General features: G+C 43.8%; 5 protein-coding genes. All 5 read right to left on the minus strand.

Annotation, left to right across the window (positions count from 1 at the left end; translation table 11 throughout):
- A partial coding sequence (locus C3B51_RS17410) for a non-ribosomal peptide synthetase (RefSeq protein ID WP_130245882.1) occupies positions 1-7,290 on the minus strand: 7,290 nt, incomplete at its 3' end.
- A 12-nt stretch (positions 7,291-7,302) separates the two neighbouring features.
- Positions 7,303-8,802, minus strand: a complete 1,500-nt coding sequence (locus C3B51_RS17415) for a hypothetical protein (protein ID WP_130245883.1) — start codon at positions 8,800-8,802, stop codon at positions 7,303-7,305.
- Between the two features lie 143 nt (positions 8,803-8,945).
- Entirely contained in the window at positions 8,946-15,344 is a 6,399-nt protein-coding gene (locus tag C3B51_RS17420) for a non-ribosomal peptide synthetase (protein ID WP_130245884.1), read from the minus strand.
- 23 nt (positions 15,345-15,367) lie between these two features.
- The gene (locus tag C3B51_RS17425) at positions 15,368-17,050 is read right to left on the minus strand and encodes a cyclic peptide export ABC transporter (RefSeq protein WP_130245885.1); all 1,683 of its coding nucleotides are present in this window, start codon (positions 17,048-17,050) and stop codon (positions 15,368-15,370) included.
- The gene (locus C3B51_RS17430) at positions 17,050-19,470 is read right to left on the minus strand and encodes a penicillin acylase family protein (protein ID WP_130245886.1); all 2,421 of its coding nucleotides are present in this window, start codon (positions 19,468-19,470) and stop codon (positions 17,050-17,052) included. Before C3B51_RS17430 ends, C3B51_RS17425 begins: the two co-directional genes overlap by 1 nt.
- Between the last annotated feature and the right edge of the window lie 4 nt (positions 19,471-19,474).

Here is a 19,474-nt window from a genome sequence, read left to right on the forward strand (position 1 = left end):
CATGGCATCCAGCGACACCCATAGATCTGGAATAAAGTGCTTTGGCAGTGTATTAGCCAACTCAGCTTGGATCTGCGTCAACTCAGCTTGTGTATCCACCACGATATAAGCAGCCAAACACGCGGTATCCTCTTGCTGGACCATCACAACAGCATTGCTAACGCCTGGATGTTGCAATAATGCGTGCTCTATCTCATCGAGTTCAATACGGAAGCCTCGGATTTTAACCTGATTGTCCATACGTCCGACGAACATTAGCTCGCCATCACTACCCCAGCGAACTAAGTCGCCCGTGCGATAAAGTCTTTCTCCTTGCACTGCAGGGTGTGTAATAAAGCTATGCTGCGTTTGCTCTAATCGGTTTAAATAGCCCAGGGTTACGCCATCACCGCCAATATATAACTCACCAATACTATTGACAGGCTGCGCTTGCATATCCGGTGACAACACGTATAAACGAGTATTGCAGATAGGTTTACCAATAGGTACTGCACCAGTGCGCGGTAATTTTTGCTCAGCACTTTGCGGCGCAATGGTATAGGTACTACAACCCACCACAGTTTCAGTCGGACCATATTCGTTAGTAAATGTACAGTTGGGAAGCAAACGCTCGGTCACTTGTGCCAGTAATGCATAAGATAGCTGCTCACCACCAACCACAATATGGTGCTGAGCTGTATTTTCGCCTGCGTTAGACAACATTTGAGAAAGTGCTTCTAGGTGCGCAGGGGTGATCTTAAATAACCAATCTTGCGTGTCTTGTAGCTGAGCCGCCAAGCAATCTAGCTCACCATCACCAGCCGCTAGTATTCTTACCACTTTACCCGCTGTTAGCGGAGTCAATAACGTAGTCAAGGTCGCGTCAAAGGCTAACGGAGAGCTTACAACCGCACCCACTAACGTATCGTTCAGGTAATGTGCTTTAGCATGTGTTAGATAGTTAACGACACTTTGATGCGATACCATCACGCCTTTTGGACGACCCGTAGAGCCAGATGTATACAAGATGTAAGCTAGGTTTTGTGCACTGATTTTTGCCACTTCGGTCGATAGATTGTCATCACTATAATCAGCCAGCCATCGCTCATCAGTTACCGCATTGTTCAGTGTTAAAACCTGGACGGCTGACGACGGGAATGAATCCACCAACGTAGCATTGGTTAGCGTAATCTTGATTTGCGCATCTTCTAACATGACTTCAATACGCTTACGTGGATAGCTTGGCTCTAAGGGGACATAAGCCGCACCCGCTTTCATCGTTGCCATGACAGCAATCAACATTTCCGTTGAGCGCTCTAAATAAATTCCAACCTTTGAGTTTGGTTTCACACCAGATTCAATGAGTAAATTGGCCAGTCGATTCGCTTTACTATTGAGCTGCGCATAAGTCAGACTTTCATTGGCAAATTCAACCGCAACCTGCGTTGGTGTTAGCTTCACTTGATGTTCAAATAGCTGATGGAGACACTTTGATTTATCGTAGTCAAACTTGGTCTCGTTCCACTGCGTTTGCTGTAATGATACTTCAGACTCACTCAGCATGGGCAAGGCGAATACCGAGACATCCGGCTTATTAAGCATAGCCTGGAGCAAGTTATGAAAGTGCTCAGCCATTGTTGCAATCGTGTCTTCATTGAATAGCGCTGTACTATACTCCCAACCTAATGTCAGGCCTTGTTCGCTTTCACCGACATTCAGCACCAGATCATACTTACCAAAACGCTCATCATTCTGACGTGCAGACAATGTCGCTTGCGGCAATTCAAACACAGATTCATCATTTGGTTGGAGTACTAATGCCACCTGAAACAGTGGCGTGTGCAATACACTACGCTCAGGCTGAAGGGCCTCAACTAATTGCTCAAAGGGCACTTGTTGATGCGAATAACCTTTCGTTAAAGTCTGCTTGCTTTGGTGTAATAGTTCACTAAAACTTGGGCGCTCCGACAGGTCACTGCGCAGCACCAGCATATTGACAAAAAAGCCTATATTATTTGTTATTTCATGTTGCTCTCTGTTTGCAACTGGGGTTCCGATTACTATGTCAGTTTCATTGCTATAACGAGAAAGCAAAACACTGAATAATGAGTGTAACCCCATGAATAAAGTAGCCCCTCGGCTTTGACAAAATTCAAGTAATATATTGGTTTGGTTTTTATCAAACTTGGTTCTATATACACGACTTCGTGCCGCCTTCACTTCACGTCGAGGCTTATCTAATGGCAAGCTATGTACAGCAGGCAAGTCTTGTAATTGATTTTTCCAATAAGCCATTTGCTTATTCAGGGTGTCTCCACGTAACCAGATGCGCTGCCAATTTGCGTAGTCAGCATACTGTACTTGTAGGGGCGCCAAACTAACCTCATCGCCGTTATAAAGGTCGCGATAACATTGAACAAACTCTTTAGCAAATATGCCCATTGAGAAACCATCTGACGCGATATGATGTATATTTAATAACAACACGCCGGAACAACTAGTATGAGCACCCTCAGTTCTAATAAAACAAGCACGTAAGATGAGCTCGTTTGTTAGATCAAATGCATATGAATTGAACTGCTCTTTAATTTGATTAATTTTTTCAATTTGAACTACCTGCTCATCAACGCTTAAATCAACTACATCCATTTCAAAGTTTGGATTTGACACTATTTCCTGATAATAGGATTTTCCATCATAGCGATACTGAGTGCGGAGAATTTCATGACGCGCAATAAGAGCGTTAAATGCTTTTTGCGCAACTTCAAGGTTAAACTGACCATCAACGTCAAATGCTACTGGCATATTGTATTCAGCACTGCCATTTTGCACTCGGTCAATCAGTAGCAACCTCTGTTGGGAATAAGATAAAGGTAGCTGCTCAGGGCGAGACGTATGACCGTCCATATACTTAGTTAAAGTCTCATTAAAGTCAGGAATATCGAGCCTGCCTGCAACAGATTGAGTGAGCCCGCTAAGCTGTTCATTGGACATACTTTGACGCCATTGCGTTGCTACACTTTGCTCAATTTTACTATGCTGATGAAATTTGACGTCTCCCAGCATACGAGAGCCCGCATGATTACCTTGTGTCATGCTACTGTCTAGATTTGCATAGGGGTCAAGCACTTCTGCAGCAAACTCAATTTCAAGGAATTCACAGATAGTACGCATGACACTATCTGACTCACTGACAAGATCCTCAAAGTGCACTTGTAACTGCCGCTGTGACGGCACATTAGCTAAAAATTGATTGATATTTTTCTGAGACTCTGACCACACAAGCTCTGCCAACTTTGCAGATGAGTAATCGTGTTTATTCAAATACAGTATTTGATCAAGGCTGGCCTTTTCAAACGAATTGATCATACCCGCAGGGTGACGAACTAAATGAATATAATGCGCATTGGGGAATATCTTTTCTGCCATTTCGAGTGAGGACAAGCGATATGCATAGGTTGGCGTTTTATCAACCAAAATTCGTCCATCAGAGAGATCTATCAGGTTGCGATAGAAAGCAGAAATACTAATATCATCTTGCTCATATTGGGTTAATAGTTGCTCCGCATTAAATCCATCTATTTGTTTTAAGTTTTTTAACGCTTCAAGCGTTCCCTCACGCCAAAAACTCTGGCGACCCGTAAAGTATTCGGCTCGCTGCCCTAACGTTTCAAACCACAGCAATTCGAGTTCAGGAGGTGAAAACAACATTGCATGACCGGACAACATTACACGCAACAAAGTTGTGCCAGATCTTGGTGGTGCCAATATAAAAACTACTTTCTCATCAATCTTCTGCTGTGCGACACCTTTATGTTCAACGCTTGGCAGAAGTGAACTAAATTGCTCAAAGTCGCTCGCTGTTAACTCTGTCTCATCTGGTTGTGTATCAGAGTCGTCTACTTCTAGCCAACCTTGTTTCACCAGTGCATTGGCATATTTTTCCTGTAACCATTCGGCCATAGTGCGGATGGTTGGTGCTTCAAAAATGGCGGTTATGTGGATCACTTGATTCAAATGCTGCTGCAGCTCATTGATAATACGCATGCCGAGGATGGAGTGTCCCCCGGATTCAAAAAAGTCATCGTTGACACTCATTTGCTCAACGCTCAGCTCTTTTGTCCAAATATCATGCAATACTTTTTCTAATGTGCTTGTTGGCTGTTCAACGGCTTCTGAAGTTCTTTGCTGAGTGTCCACATGTAATTGCTTACGATCCACTTTACCACTGGTAGTCAACGGCCACTGCGCAACTTGAGTGATGTGGTTGGGTATCATGTAACCTGGCAACTTTTGCTTTAAATGACCCATCACACTTCGTTTCAGATCGGCCAACTCAGCGGGCTGGCTAGTCTTAATAAACGCCGCCAACTCTGTATTCCCGTTGTGATTGAATACCTTTACAACATTCGATTCAATCGTTGGGATCTGGCCGATACACAGTTCAACTTCACTGAGCTCGATTCGGTTTCCGCGTATCTTTACCTGTTGATCAATTCGGCCTAAATATTCAATATTGCCATTGTTATCAACTCTCGCCAGATCGCCTGTTTTATATAGCTTCTTCTCTGCTTGATATGGATGGGCAATAAAGGCGGCATCTGTTAGCGCCGTGTTTTTCCAATAACCACGTGCCAGCAGCTCTCCTGCGATATGAAGCTCTCCGATGACACCCACCGGACATAACGACAAATGCTTGTCTAATATCAACAGCTCTGTGTTATAAACTGGCTTGCCTATTGGGATAATGCCTGTTGACTCCGGGTGGCACTCGTACCATGCAACATCAATAGTCGCTTCAGTTGGGCCATATAAGTTAACAAATCGCATGGTAGCGTTCTGTACAAACACTCTTTGTACTGTGCTTTCTGACAAAGCTTCGCCGCTGGATATCAGTAAACGAACGCTCTTAGCAAGGCATGCAAACTGGTTTTCTAGAAATGCATTTAGCATCGAAGGAACAAAGTGCGTGATCGTAATGTTTTGCTCGGCCATCAGTTCGCTGAGATAAACAGGATCTCTGTGTCCCTGGGGCCTAGCCAATACCAGTGTGCCCCCATAACAAAGAGTCCAAAACAACTCACACATTGAAGGATCAAATGTGATCGGTGTTTTTTGCAATAACCTGTCACTGTGCGTCATCTGAAATTCACACTGCATCCAGTACAAGCGGCATTGCAACGATCGATGTTCAATCATCACACCCTTTGGCTTGCCTGTTGACCCTGACGTATACATGACGTAGACAAGACTACTTGAGTCGTGTGGTTCAATAACCTCGGGTAAAGTTGCCGGATAATGCTGAAGTTTTTGCTCGAATACGGCAGCGTCTGTGTCAATTCTAGTAATACTGTTGTACTTCGGACTGTCACCGTGTGCTGACTCGGTTATGATCACCTGTAGTTGAGTATCATCCAGGATCTGCTCAACACGAGAATCAGGGTATTCCGGATCAATAGGCACGAACGCCCCACCAGCTTTCATAATCGCAAGTAAAGCAACTGGCAATGCAAGTGAACGGTTTAGATGCACTCCAACCAGGCAACCTGACTTAACACCTTCAGCTCTGAGCCAATGTGCTAGTTGGTTCGCTTTGCTGTCTAACTGTTGATAGGTCATGGACTCACTTTCAAACATCAGCGCAATTTGATCAGGAAAGTCACACGCTTGCTTTTCAAACAGCGTATTAATTAATTCATTTTTTGGATAATCAACAAGCTCCCCATTTGCGTTCTGCTCAATCAGGGACTTTTCTTCACTGGAAAGCATAGAAGCGCTAGTAAGCGCCTGCTTTTGTTGAGTAAATGAGCGTAACAGATTGACAAAATGGCCATTGATTTGCTCAAACCGACTTGATTTAAACATGCCTTTATTATAAAGCCAGCGAATACTCAGCCCTGACTCCGTAGGCTTACATTTCAGCACCAGATCAAACTTAAGTGTGTCTTTATCAGTATCAGCCACTTTACGCAGTGTCGCTTGCCCTAACTGGATTTCAGTCTGCGTATCAAACTCCATATTAATTAGTACTTGTACTAAAGGGCTATGCTCCCGGCTGCGCTTGATATTGGCACAACGTAGCACTTCCTCAAAAGGAACATCTTGATGTTTCTGAGCTTGAATATGGATATTTCTGACGTGCTCTAAATAACTATCCAGATCTGCAAAGTCAGTATTAGTCCGCAACACTAAGGTATTCACAAAACACCCTATCATGCCTTGTAGTTCAGGGCGTTGACGGTTCGCAATCGGGGTACCTATGACAATGTCATGTGCATTACTATGGCAACTTAATGTCAGCGCCATTGCAGCATGTAACACCATAAACAAAGTCATATTATGTTTTTGCGCTAGGCTTTGTAGCTTTTCAACTTCTTCTTTTGACAGAGAAGCTTCGAGCAGATCGGCAGTACCTCGATTATGGCTAATACCGCTGTAGTCCAGCGGTAAATTGTGCGTTTCAGGCGCTCCTTGTAAGTGTTTTTGCCAGTAATCAAGTGAAGCTTGTTGCTGGCTCTGACCCTGCTCCCTTTGCCATACAGCATAGTCTGAATATTGAATGTCGAGTGCGTCTAGTGCTGGGTTTACGCCTTGCTCCAGGCCACTATAAATAGCCATGAACTCTTTTACTAGTAGCTCCATCGACCAGCCATCCGACGCAATATGATGCATATTGAATAGTAAAATGGCATCAGCAGCATCCTGCACCGGCTCCAATGCTATCAATACCGCTCGGATCATCAGATCTTTACTTAAATCAAATGGCTTGCAGTTGTGGTAACGGATCCTCTCCATGATTTGTTTCGTATTGTCGCAACCTACTTCACACCTGAAATCTTCACGATAAATGGAAAACTTGAAATCTTGATTTACTTTTTGCACCAGATTGTACGGTGAAACTTCATTATCCAGGCTCTGATGATAATTGGTACGCAGAATTTCGTGCCGCTCAATGAGCACATGCATGGCCTTTTCTGCCACTGCAACATTGAACTCTCCAGTTACAAAAAATGCACTTGGCATGTTATATTGCGCACTCGTTGGGTTTGCCTGCTGTAAAAGCCATAACCTTTCCTGCACAAATGACAAAGGTGCTTGCTGTTTATACAAACATGGAATAGATTTTTTACTTTCATTTTCAAATTGCTGCTCCTGCAAGAAAGTGATCAATGCAGGTTTATTTTCACGAAGTAAACTTAATAACTCATCTGTAGGCATATCATCAAAAGAGACATCAATGGTTCCTTCATTGAGAGACAAACTGACATTTTGCTTTGCACACAAAGCTAAGATACTGCTGATGTTATCCATTACTATTCCTAATTAAAGTGTAATCTTATTTTTATACTTTTGCTCTTCAAGCACTGCGAACTCTACAGCTCCTTGTGCAGAATTAACTATGTCACTTCCGCTTTGCGGCATGCCTCGAATCATGGTTCCTGAGTAGTTTCCAGCGAATGAAAATACGCCCCAATTCATCTTGTAAGTGTCGACACCATTAACAGGGTCTGCACTAATATATTTATCTGGAATACACATTTCCTGTAATAGCCAGTCAGGATCATCTTTATACTGTTGATAAAACGATAGCCACTCTTGCTGTGATACTGCTCGACCAATCATCACGTCTTTACCTTGCATAGAGACAGATTTTTTGATCACAAGCCTATCTTTTTCTTGCTCAATGATTTGCTTTACGGGCGTTAACTTTCCGTTGTAAAAGCTAAAATCTGAACATAGTCGAGTTGTGAATGGAATGAACTTGCTTATCATCAGACGCTCTTCGTCTGTTAATAAATGCTGAATTTTAGGCTCTTGAATAAGACCAAAAAGGAGCTTTATTCCAAGCAAAGTATATGAAATTGAATCAGGAAAATAATATTGTCCACCAGCAGCAACACCAGCCTCTAATAGTGAATAAAGGGCTCTGGGAATTTGCTCATCACCGTCGGCTGATAAAATAATGGCATCCAATTCAACATCATCGAAATAGAGTTTTTTGTCTGCACGAAAGTCTAACTTTTCTATCGCGTTACAAAAGAATAAGTCGCCAGTTTCTTGGAGGTGCTCGGGTAGCTGCTGTTTGTACTCTCGTTTGAGAAACTCTTTCAGGGACTCTACTGTTTCTACGTCGAACCCTTGCTGCGCCTTTACTGGTAAGAAATAAGCACTCTTCCCTGTTGCATTACGTCCTTTGAGCCTGGCTATAGATTGGTTCACACTATTAAAAAATTTATCAAACCCATTACGATCTACCAGATCCCAGTTTTTGCTGACAGAATATTGCTTTAATAAATTAAGCATTTGATCCGACAGACATGCCATGTGCAAGCCACCAATCATTGAGCCAACATTAATTTCAATTAGCTTAATCTGGCCATTTGAAAAAATGGCATCCCAACGTGCAACAATATCTCTGGTATCAATGTCTCTTTGTAACGCTAAATCAAGCTGAAGTTCATTAATATTGAGGTATTCCAACAAAAATGCTCGGTCTTGCTTCGCAACTTGACGTAAGACTTTATTAAATATCCCCGGCATAGTCGCACACATTTCTTGTAACTTAGCCTGTACATGCTGATCTATCACAATAGGCCATGGGCTCACGACATAACCATAACTTTGCATAAACAAAGGAATATCTTCTGATTTAAAGTTCAATTTTGTTTTCGCTACCCCAGGGTCTTTTAGCTGCATTAATGCTAACTCTTTAAAACAACCCGATAACTTACCATTGTTATCTAACCCGGACTGTATCGTAGCTTTGTCAAGCGAACAGGAAAACTGCAATGAGTTATTCTCATTTTCTTTCAGTTGTGACATATCTAAAACCTCATTTCCATTTATTCATTAATTCCTTATTTTTATAAAACAAACAAAACACCCAAACCGCCAACAAAACCAATAGACTTTTAAAAATAATACCTATAAATAAAAGCTCGATATAAAAACAATTAAGATATAAATTAAATGCTTAATGTTATTTTTTTATCTTGTCTGTTGCTTTGAGTAACGGCTTTGCTGTTAAGAAAATCTTCTATTCGTTTTGCCACCATGCGGATGCTGCTATCAGTGAGAAAGTCCTGATAAGTAAATTCCAATTCATATTGTCGCTGAATACGTGCAATCAACTTTGTTGCCAGCAATGAATTCCCTCCTAACGCATAAAAATTGCTGGTAACACAGAGTGACTCCTGTTCAAAAAGCTCAGACCATATCGAATGTAATTCGTGCTCCAGAGGCGTCTTTGCGGGGCTGTTAGAACCATGTTGCTGATGCGCGAGTTGCGCTAGCGCCTTCTTCCTGAGCCCAGCGTGGTCAACCTTGTTGTTTAAGGTCATCGGAAAATGATCCAGCATTACGAAAGAAGCAGGCAACATATAGACGGGCAACCGACTCGAGAGAAACCCTTTGACCTCATTTAACTCATCGTTATTATGGAAGGTTTGTGATTTGCAGGTTATGACGGCGATCAAACTTGCAGTATCACTGTTGTAATTAGAAACAAACACATAGGCGTCCATTACACTCGGATGGGCCTTCAAGTGGAAGGTTATCTCTTCTAATTCAATTCGGTATCCTCGGAGCTTAACCTGTTGGTCTTCGCGCCCCAAACATTCCACCATGTTGAGCGTGGTATAACGGCCTTTATCTCCAGTTAAATAAACTCGTCCCTGCTCAAGATTCAGATACTTGCTACTTTGTGCCGCGCCCGGATACCCCAGCGGTAGGTGCTCACTCAAAATACCGATCTGTCCAACCTCACCAACACTACATAGTTGGTTGTTTTCATTCAGTATGACAAGCCGTACACCTGCTAACCCTTGCCCGACAGGGTAAACACCATGTTCACAAAATTGTGGCGAACACGCTTCGTTTGAGTCACTATCGATGTCAAAAGCTGCTAACGCCCGCCCAGACTCAGTCGCGCCATATAAATTGGTGACCCGCACATGTTCACACAGAGCTCTAATTTGTTTCACATCTGAGTCAGTCAAAGGCTCTCCGCCAAAAAAGACGTGAGTCAATTGTGGTAAATCACAATGCGAATAAGCAGTGAACTGGCGCGCATAACTTGGCGTCATATTCACCATATTGATGCGATTGTCTCGGAGCCAGGTCAGTACATCTGCTGAGCGGTAGGTCGCCTCGGTCGGAATATGCAAACACGCACCACTACCAAGTGCAAAGAAGATGTCCCTCAATACAGGATCATGAGTCAAGCTGGACAGCATGCCTACGTGAGCTGTCGAGTCAAATTGATACCTTTGCTGCATAACAGGAATGAATGCAGAAATACTTGCATGTTGACCGTAGATAGCTTTTGGCTCACCTGTTGTGCCTGACGTGAACGCGATATACGCCAATGTATCTGCATCGCAACTCACAGCGTCTAACTGACAAAATGGTGCTTGCAATTCGCGCAACTCAACCAATAAACCTTTTTTGTGTGCTAACCCTAGAGTGTGTGCTAAAGATATATTCTTATCTGAACACACCAGCCACGCAGCAGGCTTAATGATGTTGAGCTGTGCTTTTAATACGTACTCACTTTGCTGTTCAGACAACAGCGCGAAATAAGCCCCGGCTTTTAAAACCGCCAACACAGAGACAATAAAGTTTGGCGTTCGCTGTGCAAAAATAGCCACAGCATCGCCTTTTCTAACACCTTGCTGCTGTAATAAGTAAGCGTAGTGGTCACTAAGTTTGTCCAATTCCCAATACGTAAATGTTTTTCCACTAAACATCAGAGATGGTGACTGTGCATGCATGGCAACCATACGTGCGAACGCATCATTTAATGATTCGGCAGGTAGTGATACTGGCTGGAGTGCACTAACTGCGCCATCCATAGCCTCTAACTTAATATCAGAGAAAACTTGCTGTGGCTCTTTAATCGCCTGCTCAATAAAGAACACCAATTTAAGTAACGCATTACGCACCAAATCAGCGCGATATTGTTGTTCATCAAAGGATGCAAAAAACCGAAATGTCGTTTCTCCCTGTGCATTATCTTCCTCAGTAACATATAAGGTTAAATCAAATTTACTGGGGACTTTACTCAGCGTATCCGTTACCAATGTCACATCTTTATATGCATTCAATGTATTGGGAAGGTTCAGCATATTCAGCATGACATTAAATAACGGTGCGCCGCGACGGTCTTGATTTAGCTCATTTGCCAAGACATTTAACGTCTCAAAAGGAATATCCTGATTCACAAAAACACTTGAAGTGTATGTACTGTTTGCTGCTACTAACTCAGAAAATGTTGTGTTATCTGGCAATGACGTTTGTAGTGGCAACAGGTTAAGGAAAACCCCCAGCATCGACTCAGTTCCTTCAATATGGCGGCCACTACAAGGCACACCAATGGAGAGCTTGCGTTGCCCTGTAAGCCTGGATAGTACAATAGCAAGGCTGGTATGAATGACATTGAAGACAGTACAACTATGGTGTTGCGCAAACAGCTTTATCGCAGAAGATAACTGGGTGGGCAAGGTTAAACCCACCTCATCAGCCATCGTGCTCTCCCCTTGCTGTCCGCCCTTGTGACGCCAAGGTAAAGCAAGAGGCTGAGGAAAATCAGTTAACTCATTGCGCCAAAATGCAACTTGCTGTTGCGCTGCCGGTGTAGAGAGAAATGCACGAGACGCCAGCACATAGTCAGTATACTTAAATTCAGGGACATGCAATTCATGCTGTGCATTCGCAGCTTCAGCTTCAAGTTGAGCAAAAAACAAATCCAAAAACTGCAAGCCAGACCAACCATCGCAAATGATATGATGAAAAGTAAACTGAATGATGTAGTGTTTGACATCTTGCTGGATGACCATAGCTCTAAGCAAAGGCGGCTCAGCCAAATTAAATTCGCGCATTGCATCTTTTTGGCATTCGGCTTCACACAGGCTGGCTTGCAAATATGCGGGTTGAGAGCGCAAATCGATAAAGCGCAGCGGCACTTCTGATACGGCTATGGCACGTTGATGTGGATCTCCATCTTCGTTGCTGACAAAAGAAGTGCTTAAAATGAGATGTTGCTCAGCCAATCGATTCAGCACCCGTTGTAACTGAGCTAAATTTAGCGCTCTGGCTATTTCAACTTTGATGGGGATATGCAGCGCATCTTTGACATCGTGCATTTCATGCATAAACCAAATACGATACTGCGCATAGCTAAGAGGAACATCATGCTGTGGTTTTGGCATAGTACTCAGTGAGTATGATTTTGGTGCTGTTTGCGCTATATCGCTTTGGATCTGAGATGCCAGGGACTTGATTGTCGGTGCCGAAAAAATCTCAGCAAGACTGACCTTGATGTGAATTTGTTTGTTGAGCAAATGCACCATCTGTGTGCATAACAGGGAATTCCCACCTAATCGAAAAAAGTTGTCTTCTGTACTAATCGTCTCTGCTTGTTGTTGCAACAATTGAGACCAGATGGCTCGTAACTGTGTCTCTAATTCAGTGGTCGGTTCCACTATCGCGTCCGAATATTGACAGAACTTTGCCAATAACGCTGCTGGATCTAGTTTCCCGTTCGGTAACCGCGCAAATTCATCACATAACTGAATATGATTTGGTGCCATATAATCAGGTAGTTGGCGCTGAGCAGCTCGACTTAGTTGCTCCAGCACCCACTGTGCCTGATGTTCGTGCGTTTTGGCTAATATGACAAATGCCACCAGCTTCGCTTCCTGGCGCTCGCCAGCAACTAACAACTGAATATCAGCAACGCCGGATACGTTTTTGAGCACATTTTTTATTTCATCAAGCTCTATTCTAAAACCGCGTATTTTCACTTGTGAATCCAAGCGCCCGAGGTATTGCAGTGTGCCATCAGCTTGCCAGCGTACCTGATCACCGGTTTTGTATAGCCTTAACAAGCGGCCATCTATTGGCGAAGGCATGGAGAAAAACTTTTGCGCACTTAACTCTGGTTTACCAAGATAACCATCGGATAAACCTGGTCCACCAAGATATAACTCTCCTTCGCAGCCGACCGGGGTTAACCTACCTTTACTATCAAATATATATGTCAATGTGCCAGGGAGTGGCCGGCCAATATTCGCTGATATGTCAGAAAACCTCTCACCACACGTCGAATACGTTGTGTCTTCAGATGGCCCATATAGGTCAAATACTCTTACCGCGGGTAGTCTTGCTTTCAAGCGCCTCACTGTATCAGTGATCAACGGCTCCCCAGCTAAATTAATGATCTGTAATGACTGGGGCAATTCTTGTGTGGTCAAAAGCGATTCAATTGCTGATGGTACAGTATTCAGCAAAGTAATTTGCTCTGCATCGTGGATTTGACCTAACGCCAGCACATTGTCAACAAGCCGAACTGTACCGCCAACCGATAGCGGTGCAAAAATCTCAAAGACACTTAAATCAAAACAAACTGATGTGGCGGCAAGTACATAACTTAGCTGCTCTTCTGTGTATTGCTGCTGCGCCCAATTGAGTAAAGACAGTGCATTGAGGTGACTTATCATTACCCCTTTTGGCTTGCCTGTAGAGCCCGAAGTATAAATGATATAGGCTAAGTGACCCGGTGAAGTCTCGGGTATCTCCGTCACAGCTGTATCATATACCTGATCGCTTACCCTAAGACGTTTAGCGTCTCCCAGGCTGTCTAATGCAAAGCTGCTATCATCTACGAGGATCAGCGCCAACTGAGCATCTTTGATCATGTATTCAATACGCTGGGCAGGATAAGTCGCGTCTAATGGTACATACGCCGCGCCCAGCCTGTGGATAGCTAAGATAGCCACAACCAAGTCAACGTGACGCGCCATGCAAACACCCACAAGTTGATTGGCAGCCACCAAATGCTGGCTATGTAACACGCCCGCTAACAACTCTGCTTTTGCGACACATTGCGCATAAGAATAAGCCGTTGTGCCATCGTACAGCGCTACTCGCTCAGGGGTTTTCTCTGCTTGTTTACGAACATGGTCAAATAACGTAACACTTGACGTGCCTTTATATTCAGCACCTTGTAACTGCTCGTTGAGCAAGATTTTTTCATCTTCAGGAAGTACACATAATTGTTCGAGTGAAACCTTTCCATGACTTTCAATTACCTGTTCAAAAAGCCAAGACAACCGCTGTTCCAGTAAATCAACATCCCATTCATTGAAATAAGCTCGGTTGAAATCAACCTGCAACACAACATCTTGTACTGAGCCGTGATCCCACACTGTAAACTTAATTGGTAACTGCTCATGGCCATGACTGCAATAATGTAGTGCGGCCTCATGCTCGTTTATTTCAAAAGCACTGTTCAAATCTAAATAGTTAAAGGTGACATCGTATAAATGCGAATCTGGGGTTAAGTTCAAAATACGCTTTCGAATCAAACCGACTGGAAAACTCTGATTTTTCAATACCTTTCGAATCGAAACAGCAATATGCTGGCACCATGCAGATAGCTCATCACACTCTTGCTGATCCAAAATAATCGGGCTTACACTGGCAAAGGTGCCTAATAACTGCTTCTGGGCATGTCCTTTTCGATTGTGTACAGGGAAACCAAAACAAATTTTTGACTTGTCATAAGCCCGTGAGAAGTAGTGCGCTATAATTGCGAAATAGAGCTGGGACACCGGCACTTTAAGCGTTTTGGCAACACTTACTAACTTCTGATGGCGTGCACGGCCAATAACAATGTTCTTCCGGCCGCCGGGTATCACCGCTTGGTTTTGAAACTGCGGCCGGTATTTTGCGCTTAAAAAGCTTCCCGGAAATGCTGCCAGTGATTCACGAAAAAAAGCTTCGTTGATATGCAGCTTGTCAGATTGCAAATATGCTTGATCTTGCTCCACAACAGTTTGCCAACGCGTTGTTTCAAGCTCGACACACTGATCGGCAATCATTGCATTATAAAACTTCCCCAGATCACGTGCCCAGTTTGAAAACCCCCACCCATCCATAATAATGTGATGAGCCAAACCTACGTAGTAGAAGCTGTGCTTATTTAATTTCACCAAATAAGCACTGAACAACTGCCGATTATCTAATTTTTGTGGTTTTTGAAACAGCGCTTCTAACCATTGTTCCACACGAAGCTCAGGCTCTGACTCTTTTGAAAAATCAATCAGCGTCAGTGTCGAATTTACGTCTGATCCAGTCCATTGATATAACTGCCCGTTGTTCTGCCCGACTCGTAAAGAAAAGACATCATGTGCTGCTATCACGCGCTCATGCGCCAGTTGCAAAACTGCAACATCAATGGCAGGCAGTGAAATGTAACCCCCTACATTGTAAAGCGGACAATCGGGGTAATTTTGCTGATCATAATATATATCTTGCTGATTTTGAGTCAGCGGACCTTGCCAACTCGCTTGGTTAGATTCCATATTCTTAAATCCCAATAACGTAACTAGGAGGCCAGACCCGTTTTATGAGGATTGATGGTCGCAACTTTGCCTTGCTCCATCACAACCAACTGATCTGCGACGTTGAAATAGCGGTCATCGTGGCTGATAACGACGACTGTTTTTCCTTTTCTTTTTAGTTCTGGAAGGATTTCGGTGTAAAACAAATGCCGGAACTCGGGGTCTTGATCTGCAGCCCACTCATCAAACATGTACAACTGCTTGTTTTCTACAATGGCAACCAACAAAGATAAACGCTTGCGTTGACCGTCCGATAGGGATGTTGTCGAAAAGTGACCATCTTTGAGGGTAACTTTATGATCTAGATGCAGCTTTTTTAGCAGCATATTGGCCTGCGCTGCGACGTCTTCAGTTACTTCAATTAACAGCTGATTAAATAAGAAGTAATCAGAGAAAATAGCAAATATCTGCTTCCTAAGATTATTAATATTTTCCACCGTCACCAGCTCATCATCACAGTACACTTCACCGCTGTGCGGAAGATAAAGCATAGTGAGCAACTTGCTTAACGTTGATTTTCCTGAACCATTGCCACCCACAATGAAGGTCAAACTCCCTGGCTGAAACTCCAAGTCTATTGGTCCAACTTCAAAACCTTGCTCATCACTTTGTCCCTGATAGGAGTAGACAACTTGTGACAAAGTCAACTTACGCCAGTCAGCTGGGTTCCCTTCGCAGATCGCACTCTGCTCCTTAGGAATATCCGCCATCAGATTGTTGACTTTGTTATAAGCAACGGCAGCAACTGCCAAGTTTGGAAGACTGTTTAATATGAGCCCGATTGGACCAGTCACGTATAAAAGCACCATTATCACGGCGACCAAGGTCTGTGTATCAATCGGGTAGTAGTTGCTAAAGACAAAAATAATTGAACCAATGACAAAGAAGCTCAGCAGCTCCCCGACCCCCACAGTCGCTGTGGTGATGGTATAAGCTACTTTCTCAGTACTGACTAACTGCTGCTCATGACTTAACAGCACGTTTTTTAAATAATATGCCTGTTTATCAGAGTCTAACTTCAGCTCTTTTGCACCAAATATAAGCCCTCTCACGGACTCCTGTGCCGCATCATTTGCTTCCCGGCTTCGACTAAAAAACCTCTTTCCGATTGAAATAGGCAGCTGATATATCAGTGCGCCGCAAAGAATGGCCATCATGACAAACTTAAATACTTCAATATTGAGGTATATTAGAAAGCCCAACATCCCGGTAAGCGTTACTAAGTTCACGAAAATCAACGGCATGATCCTTGCCCCAGTGATAATTCTAGGGACATCGATATTGATAGATGCGATTAATTTAGACAGGCCAATACGCTCAATCGCTTCTATGGGTGCCAGGCTGATTTGCCGGTAAATATTTTCACGAATGTCCCGGCCACAGTCAGAGCCTATACGAAGCAACATTATTTCTGACAAACTACTGGCACACAGGATCCCAAAGCAAGTCGAGAAAAACACAGCGGCCAGCGCATAATTACTGATCTTAATACCAAAGACGGTGTGAACCTCTGTTTGCATAGTAGCAAAAGCAGGATCTGCTGGCGCAATCGCGCTCAAAATAAGGGGAATTAGTAACGCGTAAAGTACGCCAGCAATGGCACCTAAAACCACCGCTAAAAAGAACCGGTTTGGCGCTTTTAAAGAGAGTAAATTCAAAAATCCCATTATTTGTTTCCTGCCAACTCGAAGATGGGAAGCTGGATATATTCACCGCGTTCAAACGATTGCAACATATCGTCATAATGCGGGCTCATCACTTGCCCCGATTGCCCACCGGCATGAGCCAGTCGATGCTCTAGCTGCCCCGCATTAAAGCCAATAATTTGCCTAAACCCTGCGCCAAACTCTTTGCTATACCCTTGTTTCTCCTCGTATCGGCTACCTGATACGTTTAACGTATTCCCGGTTCCACCCGCACGGTAGTCACGTTCAAACCATTGTTTCAGGCCATTCACTTGGCTAAATGGCTGGTGCTTGTATACAACTCGCTGAAACGCGCCCCATTGCCATTGCGCAATGTCACTTCCCATTAGTAAAGAAGCTTCGTCTATTGCATGCGCCAGTGCTTCAGACACTTTGGCGCGACAACTCGCTTTAGTGGTATCGTCATTAACCGAACACCAAGGGTTATCATGAGTTATGATCTCCGCGACCTTATCCGCTGAAACGCGTGCAGCCAACGACATAAGCATGTCTGACTCATTCTCAGAGCTCCACACTTTGCTTAATTGCTCACTAAACAATTGGCTTTTAATATTCTTCAGCCATAAATGATAAACAGTGGTCGCCGCACTGTGTTCACTTGTATCACCATCCCAACGCTGAATGAGCGCAATTGCCTGGGCTTGCTTTTTAGTGGAAGGCTGGACCTTGGCCATCACACCAGCAAGCTTTTTGGTAGACAAGTCAACTACATCCAGCTGCATGGCCGCCATATCTGCAAAGCCAAGCTTTTTCGACTGTGCGATGTTTTTGTGTAGTATTGAGTCAATTCTTTCCATCCGGGCGGAATCCACAACATCTTCGCTAATATGGGGCCCCGTGCCGCTGATATGATTGTTCGCATTCGCGACATAACCACTTTCAGGGTTCAAAATACTTGGCATTTGTTCAAATGGAACATACCCTTGCCATATGTCATCGTATGCAATGTCAGCACTTGGAAAAGCACCGTTACCAACGCGGCGTACAGGCAGCGCACCAACACCTTGAAGCGCTATATTTCCCTCAAAATCAGCGTATAAAAGATTCATCGCTGGTGCTTTATAGTTACGTAGTGCTAATTGAAAAGATTGCCAATTTGATGCGTGATTTAACTCAAAAAATGATTGGTAAGTAAGATCTTCTTTATCCAGTGCCGACCACCTCAGACTGATCGCGACTTCTGATACACCTAGCTGCTCACTTACAATTGGGCCATTTTCGGTTTCTCTGACCATCAGATTTATCGGCTTGATTGATTGCTTTAGAAATGCGGGAAAGTCGGCTCTAATATTGATTTGCTCCATGCGAATTTTCAGTGGCTTCCAGATGCCTTGCGAACGATAAAAGCTTTGGTCATCCGCTTTCAATGTCTCTATGTGTAAATCTTGAACATCCGCCTGCATATTCGTGCCACCCCAGGCTATATGTTGATTTCGACCAAAAATGATCACAGGTAAACCAACCAAGCTCATTCCACTTAATGATAACTCACTCGTTTGCTGTACTGCTGCATACCACAAAGATGGCAGTTGCAGTCCCAAATGGGGGTCGCTGGCAAGTAACGGTTGTCCAGACTCAGTATGCTCTGCCGATACAGCCCACGCATTACTCCCAACAGCTGGACCTCCTATCTGCCAAGCGTATGCGAGCGACACATTCGCTTGTAGCAAAGATGCAATGTCGTCTGAAGACATAAGCTCAGCACGTTTAGACGACGCAAGATATGCTGTGTTACGCTTCAAATCTGGAAAGAATGTCTCATGAAACTGTTCCGGTAGGTACTTTGTAACTAGCAGCCTTTGCAATTCCGCGTTGTAATTACCAGATAAATTTAAGGCAAAAACTTTCACCCATGCCAGGGAGTCAATTTCACTCCATGGTTCAGGCGTTAAGTCAAAAGTATTAAATTCAATGGGCAGGGTGTGACCTTCGCGCAAAAACTGATTAACGCCTGCAGCATAGGCTGTTAATGATGCTTTGGCAGCGTCGCTTAAACCATCAAATGCACTTTGAGCGGCACGATACAAGCCCAGCGTTCGGAAAAACACATCTTGTTCTACAGCAGATTTACCAAACAGTTCGGCAAGACGGCCCTGGCTGATACGACGCTGCAACTCAAGTTGCCAAAGCCTGTCCTGAGCATGGGCATAGCCCATTGCAAAGTGAACACTATTCATATTCTGGCCATGGACCAGCGCAACCCCCATTTCATCGCGCTGTAATTTGACGGTTGCTTCTTGCCACTGGAGTGAATACGTGCGCTGAGTATCAGGGATTGAGTTCAGTAATAATGCGTCTATCAAATACCAAACAGCAAACAGCACAGGCACGATGATCACAACCACTAAGCGGGTAAGAAAAGGATAAGATTTAATCATCATTGAT

It is taken from the genome of Pseudoalteromonas rubra (assembly GCF_004212645.1).
Classification (GTDB): Bacteria; Pseudomonadota; Gammaproteobacteria; order Enterobacterales; family Alteromonadaceae; genus Pseudoalteromonas; species Pseudoalteromonas rubra_G.